The organism is Affinirhizobium lemnae (assembly GCF_022968395.1).
GTDB classification, from domain to species: domain Bacteria; phylum Pseudomonadota; class Alphaproteobacteria; order Rhizobiales; family Rhizobiaceae; genus Neorhizobium; species Neorhizobium lemnae.
Window position 1 is genome coordinate 141,973 of record NZ_JALJQZ010000009.1, and the last position, 8,200, is coordinate 150,172.

The 8,200-nt window shown below is 55.5% G+C and carries 8 protein-coding genes; 1 reads left to right on the top strand and 7 read right to left on the bottom strand.

Annotated elements, in window-relative coordinates; all coding sequences use genetic code 11:
- Positions 1–30: 30 nt before the first annotated feature.
- The 6 genes from mnhG to MUU53_RS08350 are packed head-to-tail and all read right to left on the bottom strand — an operon-like array spanning position 31 to position 6,040.
- A complete protein-coding gene (mnhG, locus tag MUU53_RS08325; protein WP_377307336.1) occupies positions 31–405 on the bottom strand; it encodes a monovalent cation/H(+) antiporter subunit G in 375 nt (124 codons plus the stop codon).
- Positions 402–683, bottom strand: a complete 282-nt coding sequence (locus MUU53_RS08330; protein WP_247260489.1) for a K+/H+ antiporter subunit F — start codon at positions 681–683, stop codon at positions 402–404. Before MUU53_RS08330 ends, mnhG begins: the two co-directional genes overlap by 4 nt.
- Complete coding sequence (locus tag MUU53_RS08335; RefSeq protein ID WP_247260490.1) at positions 680–1,156, bottom strand: Na+/H+ antiporter subunit E; 477 nt, start codon at positions 1,154–1,156, stop codon at positions 680–682. The genes MUU53_RS08330 and MUU53_RS08335 overlap by 4 nt, the downstream gene beginning before the upstream one ends.
- Positions 1,156–2,784 (bottom strand): monovalent cation/H+ antiporter subunit D, encoded by a 1,629-nt coding sequence (locus MUU53_RS08340; RefSeq protein ID WP_247260491.1) that lies wholly within the window; start codon positions 2,782–2,784, stop codon positions 1,156–1,158. Before MUU53_RS08340 ends, MUU53_RS08335 begins: the two co-directional genes overlap by 1 nt.
- Positions 2,781–3,119 (bottom strand): Na+/H+ antiporter subunit C, encoded by a 339-nt coding sequence (locus MUU53_RS08345; RefSeq protein ID WP_247260492.1) that lies wholly within the window; start codon positions 3,117–3,119, stop codon positions 2,781–2,783. Before MUU53_RS08345 ends, MUU53_RS08340 begins: the two co-directional genes overlap by 4 nt.
- Positions 3,119–6,040 (bottom strand): monovalent cation/H+ antiporter subunit A, encoded by a 2,922-nt coding sequence (locus MUU53_RS08350; protein ID WP_247260503.1) that lies wholly within the window; start codon positions 6,038–6,040, stop codon positions 3,119–3,121. Before MUU53_RS08350 ends, MUU53_RS08345 begins: the two co-directional genes overlap by 1 nt.
- Before the next feature lie 87 nt (positions 6,041–6,127).
- On the opposite strand from MUU53_RS08350, the gene MUU53_RS08355 reads away from it, so the two are divergent.
- The gene (locus MUU53_RS08355) at positions 6,128–6,439 is read left to right on the top strand and encodes a helix-turn-helix domain-containing protein (protein WP_247260493.1); all 312 of its coding nucleotides are present in this window, start codon (positions 6,128–6,130) and stop codon (positions 6,437–6,439) included.
- Between the two features lie 127 nt (positions 6,440–6,566).
- Here the strand turns inward: MUU53_RS08355 and MUU53_RS08360 are convergent, their stop codons facing one another.
- The gene (locus MUU53_RS08360; protein ID WP_343229106.1) at positions 6,567–8,114 is read right to left on the bottom strand and encodes a methyl-accepting chemotaxis protein; all 1,548 of its coding nucleotides are present in this window, start codon (positions 8,112–8,114) and stop codon (positions 6,567–6,569) included.
- Positions 8,115–8,200 lie beyond the last annotated feature (86 nt).

Sequence of the window (8,200 nt, forward strand, 5' to 3'; positions counted from 1 at the left end):
ATTTGACTCAATTTAGTCGAAAGCACGTGCTCAATTGGGATCACGTGTGCCGCTGACCTCTATTTTATGAGGCACCTGCTGATCGCCTTCCGCGCGATCACGATGAAGGGCAGCCCGTGCCAAAAGCATGAAGGTTATCGGCGTCGTTACCGTTACAAAGATGCCGATGAGGATCTCGTGGATAATGAATCGCTCCGTGCCGACCGTGAAAAATATTATGGAGGCGACCATAGTGCCGCCAACACCCCAACTCGTGCCCAGCGTTGGCGCGTGCAGCCGCTCGTAAAAGCTGGGCAGGCGGAGAAAACCGATGGTTCCGATCAATGTCAGTATCGCACCAAGGAGGAGAAAAATAGCGACCGCGATCGCTGCCCATAGGGGAAAATCGGAAATCGGCAGCATCATTCAATCACCTCCCCGCGCATTAGAAATTTCGCCATGGCGACTGTTGCTACGAAACCCAGCATACCGATCACGAGCGCCGCCTCGAAATAGACCGTCCTGCCTGTACCAATCCCGAATGTGACAAGCAGCAGCATTGCGTTGATGTAAAGCGTGTCCAGAGCGATAATCCGATCCTGAGCACGCGGTCCGCGCAACATCCGAACGGAGGCGATGACCATCGCCAGTGCGAATATGAGTTGAGCCAAAGAGACCGCTGTCAGCAGAATGATTGCACTCATTCAAAAATCTCCAGTAACAGCACTTCATATCGGTTTTTGATCATCGCAACCCACTCGTCTCGATCAATGAGATCGAGCACATGTAAAAGCACCGTTTTATTGCGGGAGTCATATTCCAACCAGGCCGATCCGGGCGTGGATGTCAGAATCACGGCAAGAACTGCGAGCGCAAAGGGGTTTTCCGTCTGAACGGGCAAAAGGATAAACCCTGAGGAATTGGGCCTTTTCTTTCCCATGACAATCAATCGCGCCACGGAAAAATTGGAGCGGAAGATATCCACAACCACGATCGCCGCCAGTTTGGGCAAAAGATACCATTTTTTGAGACGAGGCTTCTCCGGACGCAAGGATGCGAGCGCCCAGCCAGCCGCGAAGCCAACGAGGGAGCCTAGAATAAGATGACCGAGCGTGAAGCCATTGAGAAGCATCCACATCATCATCAAACAGAAGGTCAGGATCGGGAACGGAAGCATCAGGGGTCTCCCACCTGCGTCGGTGCGCTCTGATATCCTGGAACCCGATACGCCTTCTGGACGGCCTCAATGTAGCTGGCAGGGTTGCCCAGCGTGCGGATGGTCGTATCCATGTACTGCATCGCTGGCCCCGCCCATACGGTCAGCAGCAATGTCAGCGCCAGCAGGAACATGACAGGTGTCAGTTCGATCACTAGAACCCGTGGAACCGTTCCTTCAAGGGAGCCCCAGAATGTCCGAATACCGACGCGCGTCATGGCGATCAGCGATGCAACGCCGGACAGGATAACGAGGACGATCAGGGTCCATATCGCGGCGGTCGGCGGCACGCCAATTGCGCCGGCACCAAGCATGGCTGTGAGCATAGCGAATTTTGCTATGAAACCCGATAAGGGCGGCAATCCGGCAAGCAATATGCCACAGGCGGCAAAGCAAAGACCGAGGATAGCCATGGTTCCAGGCATAGTCACACCTTCGGCTTCGTCGATCCCCTCCTCGTCACCTTCGCCATAGGCTTCCATCGTGACGGCGAGAACGTTTGCGCCCGCATCCTGCCCTCGTTCCACAAGCTCGATCAGCATGAAAAACGCACTGATGGTGAAGGTCGAACTGACCAGATACAACAAAGCACCGGATGAAACGACGCCATCATTGATGCCGAGAACCATCAAGAGCGTACCGGACGACACGAGTACCGAGTACCCGGCCAGACGACCAAGAGCCTGGGAAGCTAGCACCCCGATAATGCCGTAGATCAAGGTGACCATGCCGCCCAGCAAAAGCGCGTTGGCGCCAAATCCATCCAGCGGCCCATCGCCAAACAGCAGCATGGTGAGCCGAAGAATGACATAAATGCCGAGCTTGCTGAGAATGGCGAAGATTCCGGCAACGGGCGCCGAGGCGGCACTGTAGGCCGTCGGCAGCCAGAAGCAGAGCGGCCACATACCCGCCTTGATCAGGAACGCCACGCCAAGTACGCCCGCCCCTGCCTGCAACAGCATGAGCCGATCCGGCTCGATCTGAGGAAGGCGGGCGGCCAGATCCGCCATGTTCAGTGTTCCAGCCGTTCCGTAGATCAGACTGACACCAATGAGGAAGAAGAGCGCGGCGACCAGATTGACCGCAATGTAGTGCATGCCTGCCTTGACGCGAAGCGGACCAGATCCGTGGAGCATGAGCCCGTAGGATGCAGCCAGCATGACTTCGAAGAAGACGAACAGATTGAACAGGTCACCGGTTAGAAAGGCTCCGTTCAGGCCCGCCAGCAGGAGCTGGAACATGCTATGAAAATGCGCGCCTTTGGCATGCCAGCGTGCAAGCGAGAAGACCAGCGCCGCAATTCCGAGAAGCGCCGCCAGGAAGAGCATGAGTGCGGAAAGCCCATCCAGTACCAGAACGATGCCAAATGGCGCAGCCCAGTTCCCGAGCAGATAAACGCCGCCAAAGTCGTTCGGTCCACTTTCTATCTTCAACAGTATGAAAGCAATGAGGACAAGAAACAGAGTAGAGATCACGCTGATCATTGCTTTAGCGACGCGTTGACGCTCATCCAGAAAGAGTAGCAGCGCGCTTGCAAGGAGGGGCACCAGAATGGGCGCAATAATCAGATGATGCGACCACTGGATCATCGTTGTTCCTCACGTCCGTCGACATGGTCGTTACCGGTGAGACCGCGGGAAGCGAGCAGGACAACGAGAAACAATGCCGTCGTTGCGAAACCGATGACGATGGCTGTCAGCACCAACGCCTGCGGAACTGGATCGGCAAGGGTTGCAGGCAGGACATCGCCCGCCAGAATCGGAGGCATATTGCTCTTCACTCCTCCGACACCAAATATGAACAGGTTCACAGCATAGGACAGAAGTGAAAGCCCCACGATGACCTGATAAGTGCGCGGACGCAGGATCAGCCACACGCCGCATCCAGTCATCACGCCAATAGCGAGGGACAGAATGAGTTCCATCAGCGTTCCTCTGCCTTAGCCGCTTCCATGGCCCGCAAACGATTTATGCGGATCGATTGGTGTGCGAGTGCCACGAGTATCAGCACGGTAGAGCCGACAACGAGCATGAAAACGCCGAGATCGAACAGGAGAGCGGTCGCTGCCGGTACTTTGCCGACAAGAGGCAGGTCCAGATACCTGAAATGCGAGGTGAGGAAAGGATAGCCCAGCAGCCAGGCCCCCATTCCTGTTGCCATCGCAGTCAGGAGGCCGACCCCCATCCAGCGGAGCGGCAGGATGCGAATACGATCTTCGGCCCAGCGCGTACCACCCGCAAGATACTGAAGCAGGAAGGCAATCGACATGGTCAAGCCCGCCGAGAATCCACCACCGGGCATGTCATGTCCACGCATGAAAAGATAAACCGCGAATGTGATGATGACGGGGAACATCCATTGCATAATCACGGATGGTACGAGCAGGTAGTCGCGTACGGTGTCACCCGGAGCACGTTCAGGCTGCTCTTCGTCGAACCGAGCCTGAATACGTTGCTGCTCGGGCACGGCAAAACTGTCGGCAGCGGGGCGGAAACGTCGCAAAAGCGCATAGACCGTCAATGCGACGACACCAAGGACCGCAATCTCGCCCATCGTGTCGAAGCCGCGGAAGTCGACCAGAATTACATTCACAACGTTACGGCCACCCCCTTCAGAATAGGCATTCTCGAGGAAATAATTGGCAATCGCATCGGGCACGGGCATTGTCATGACCGCAAACGCGATGAAGGACATACCGATGCCGCAGGAAACAGCGAGCACAAGATCCCGGAAACGCCGCGCCCGTGCGCGGATCGTCATCTGATCGACCAATAGGGCATTTCGTTTCGGCAGCCAGCGCAGACCCAACAGGATCAGGACTGTCGTTACGACTTCTACCAGCAATTGGGTGATCGCCAGGTCAGGTGCAGAGAGCCACACGAAGGTTATGCAAACGACCAGACCGACGCCTCCCAACATGACAAGTGCCGCCAGACGATGATATTTGGCAAGGTACGCGGCGGCCAGTGACATTCCCGCTCCCAGCACCCACAGTATGGCGAATGCTGGGTCAACGCCTGTGAAGACAAAAGGCCGCGCTTCGAAACCCGCAAACCACAGGGGTAGTAACCCAGCAAGGAACCCGATAAAAACAATCCAGCGTAGCTGCGGCTGAAGATTGCGGGTGCCAATCCTGCTCTCGGCCCAGCGCGCCCAGCGCCAGGAAACGGCTACAAGAACCCGCTCGAATATGCGCTGACCGCGCAGACGGCGAATGAAGGGCGGTCCATCCTCACACGTTGCCAGGTAGCGACGAATGGCAACATAAATCAGGACACCACCGATGAGAGCGATGGCGCTCATCAGAAGAGGGATGTTGAAACCGTGCCAGATCGCAAGGCTGTATTCAGGCGTTTTTGCGCCGAGTACGCTCATGACCGCAGTCGCCAAAAAGGGTGCGATAGAAATCGAAGGAACGATCCCGACGATCAGGCAGACGATGACGAGGAACTCGATCGGAAAACGCATCCAGTGCGGCGGCTCGTGCGGCTCCGACTTTGGCAGACCTTCAGGCTTCGGCCCGAAAAATACGGTATGAATGAAACGAAGTGAATATGTGACGCTGAACGCGCCAGCAAGCGTCGCCACATAGGGGAGGATTCGGTCAAGCCAGGAATCGGCGTGCGTTTCGACGGCTTCTGCGAAAAACATCTCCTTCGAGAGAAAACCGTTCAGCAGCGGCACTCCGGCCATGGCTGCACTTGCTACCATGGCAAGCGTTGCTGTAATGGGTAGGTAGCGCAAAAGGCCGCTGAGACGGCGCATGTCGCGCGTTCCCGTTTCATGGTCGATGATCCCCGCCGCCATGAAAAGCGACGCCTTGAAAGTCGCATGATTCAGCATGTGGAAAATCGCGGCCACGGTTGCAAGTGGACTTCCGAGGCTAAGCAGAGTGGTGATTAACCCTAGATGGCTGATCGTCGAATAGGCCAGGAGCCCCTTCAAGTCTTGCTGGAAAATGGCAAAATAGGCACCCAGCAAGAGCGTGAGCATTCCAGCAAGGCCAAGCAGGAAGAACCATTCATAGGTACCAGAAAGCGCGGGCCATAAACGCACCAGCAAAAACACGCCGGCCTTTACCATGGTTGCCGAATGGAGGAAGGCCGAAACCGGGGTCGGTGCCGCCATCGCATTGGGCAGCCAGAAATGAAACGGAAACTGCGCGCTTTTCGTCAAGGCGCCGAGAAGTATGAAAATCAGCGTCGGGAGATAGAGTGGATGTTCGCGGATCATATCGCCCGAGGCAAGTATCTTGTCGAGATCATATGTGCCGGTGATGTTACCCAGGAGAAGCATTCCGACCAGCAGGCAAAAGCCACCGATTCCGGTGATGGTCAGGGCCATTCGAGCACCATCGCGCGCAGCAGCATTTTGGTGCCAGTAGCTGATGAGCAGAAAAGAGAAAATGCTCGTGAGCTCCCAGAATACCGAGAGCAAGATAACATTGCCAGAAACCACGATGCCAAGCATGGCGCCCATGAACGCCAGAAGAAACGAAAAAAAACGAGGAATCGGATCGTCTTCCGACATGTAATAACGGGCATACAGAACAACCAGCAAACCAATGGCGGTAATCAGCGTGGAGAAAATCCAGGCGAAGCCATCCATGCGAAGCGTGAAGTTAAGGCCAAACTGCGGAAGCCACTCCGCCTCGAAGCGCAATACATTGCCGTCGACGACGTTCGGATAAGCCAGTATGCAAAGAGCAAGACAGCACGCGGTTACCGTTGCCGCAACCGCAACAGGCAGATCTCGTGAAGTCGTATTGAGAATGAACGCCGACGCCAGGCTGCCAATAAATGGCAACAGAACAATTAATACAAGAATGTAGGGCCCGAGCGTTATCCCAAGGACTTGAACCTTTCTGGTTGAGAAAGCACCATCCAGACCCACAAGGCAGAGCCTCTGGAAATCGGCGCAGAAACGATCTATATGATCACTGTCAACCAATATGGGCAACTTAACGAGATGGGTCAACCCGAGAGCAACAAAATATTGACGCCCGCGCTCTGTCGCGCGGCTCGTGGCTTTCTGGATTGGACGCAGACAGAACTGGCTGATCGGTCAGGTGTATCCCGAAGCACAATTCGGGATTACGAGGGCAGCCGCCACGATGTTCATCGTGCGACCGAAGCACAACTTCGGCAAGCATTCGAAGCCGGTGGTGTTCGGTTCGTTGCAGTCGCCGACAACTCCATCTGCGTCGGCGCTACGGCTTCGGCTCAGGACCCAAAGTCAACCTGAGTCACCGTTGTTTCGTCGCGAAGTTTCGAGCAGGATTAGCTCTTTGTAGGTCGGTCTCTCCTGCCCACGAGAGGTAGAAGAGGTCTTCCAGTCACGATAACCGCAATACCGACTTCGCTAGGCCTGATCAGGCGGCTCTATCAAACCCGGTGCCGACATTCTTCTGGCGAGATGAGAGCTTGAATTGACCGATAAGCGTAAAGAGTGCATCGGCTTCGCGGGCAAGACTGTTGGATGCAGCGGTGGACTCCTCGACCATCGCGGCGTTTTGCTGGGTTCCCTGATCCATCGTATTGACCGCAGTATTGATTTCGCTCAGTCCGGTTGCCTGCTCGCGCGCTGCTTCGATAATGGCGACGACATTCCGGCTGACATCCTGAACCTGCCCTACGATCTCCTTCAGAACATGGCCAGTTCGATCCACAAGATCGACACCCACCTGAACCTGCTGGCCACTTCGGCTGATCAGAGCCTTGATTTCCTTGGCGGCATTTGCCGAACGTTGGGCCAGTTCCCGAACCTCTTGAGCTACCACCGCGAAGCCCTTCCCGGCCTCTCCTGCGCGTGCAGCCTCGACACCAGCATTGAGCGCGAGAAGATTTGTCTGAAATGCTATATCGTCAATGACACTGATGATGCTGACGATCTCGTTTGATGACTTCTCAATCTCACCCATCGCCGAAATCGCATCCTGAACGATCTCTCCGGATTTTTCGGCATTCGCCTTGGTTAAAGCAACGAGCTTTCCGGCCTCCTCTGCACGGCTGCTGGAGTCCTTGACAGTGGTGGTTATCTGCTCGAGTGCGGCTGCGGTCTGCTCGACAGAAGCGGCTTGTTGCTCGGTCCGCTTGGAAAGATCATTGGCTGCAGCCATGATCTGGCCGGATCCCGCAGCAATCGTCTGCGCATTGAGGCTTACGGTCTGCAGCGCTTCATCCAGCTTGGCAACAGACTGGTTGTAGTCCTGACGCAATGTGTCAAGATCTCCTGCAAATGGTTCTTGCAGACGGTAAATCAGATTTCCTGATGCCAATTGCTGAAGACCGTGGGTCAGATGCTGCATGGCATGACGCACTTCTTCTGCCTTCCGTGCGCGCTCCTGATCTCGCTCCAGTCTTTCGGCTTCGCTCTGCACACGGTTAGCCTCAGCTTCGCTTTCAAGACGGACGCGCTCTCGCGCGCCATCCCGGAAAACCACCACAGCGCTGGCCATGGTTCCAATTTCATCCCGCCGTCCCTCGCCGAACACGGGGGTATCAAGACGTCCGGCTGCAAGTGATGCCATGGCACCGGAGATCAGGTTGATTGGTCGAACCACACCCCTCTGAACTATCCAAAGCGATGCGATTATCAACATAAAGCCAGCGATCACAACAGCGGAAATCAGTACTGTCATTTGCCACTCGACCCGCTCGCTGGTCTCGAGAAGCTCGCGTGCAACGGAAAGCTGCAATTTAATGAGCCCGTCTATCTGTGCGCCGAGTGGATCGACGGTCGGGTACAACTGCTTATCAGCGAACTCACCGAGTATCTGTCGGTCACCTGACTGTAGAGATGTCAGGATGGATTTCAGTTTGTCATCTGCCTGGAGGCGCAATTGATCGAACTGATCTGCCAGTTTTCGCTCGTCGTCCGTCAAGAAAGTCGAACGATAGCTCCGCCACTGGGTCTCAATCGTTGCATAAGAGGCTGCCTCAAAAAGAGGTGGGTGATTTCAAGAGGTTATGATTCCTTCGGATTTGCGAGATTCGATGGAGTTCA

Coding starts and splice junctions, on each gene's coding strand:
- mnhG (WP_377307336.1), bottom strand. CDS start 405: ATGATGCTGCCGATTTCCGATTTTCCCCTATGGGCAGCGATCGCGGTC.
- MUU53_RS08330 (WP_247260489.1), bottom strand. CDS start 683: ATGAGTGCAATCATTCTGCTGACAGCGGTCTCTTTGGCTCAACTCATA.
- MUU53_RS08335 (WP_247260490.1), bottom strand. CDS start 1,156: ATGCTTCCGTTCCCGATCCTGACCTTCTGTTTGATGATGATGTGGATG.
- MUU53_RS08340 (WP_247260491.1), bottom strand. CDS start 2,784: ATGATCCAGTGGTCGCATCATCTGATTATTGCGCCCATTCTGGTGCCC.
- MUU53_RS08345 (WP_247260492.1), bottom strand. CDS start 3,119: ATGGAACTCATTCTGTCCCTCGCTATTGGCGTGATGACTGGATGCGGC.
- MUU53_RS08355 (WP_247260493.1), top strand. CDS start 6,128: ATGATCACTGTCAACCAATATGGGCAACTTAACGAGATGGGTCAACCC.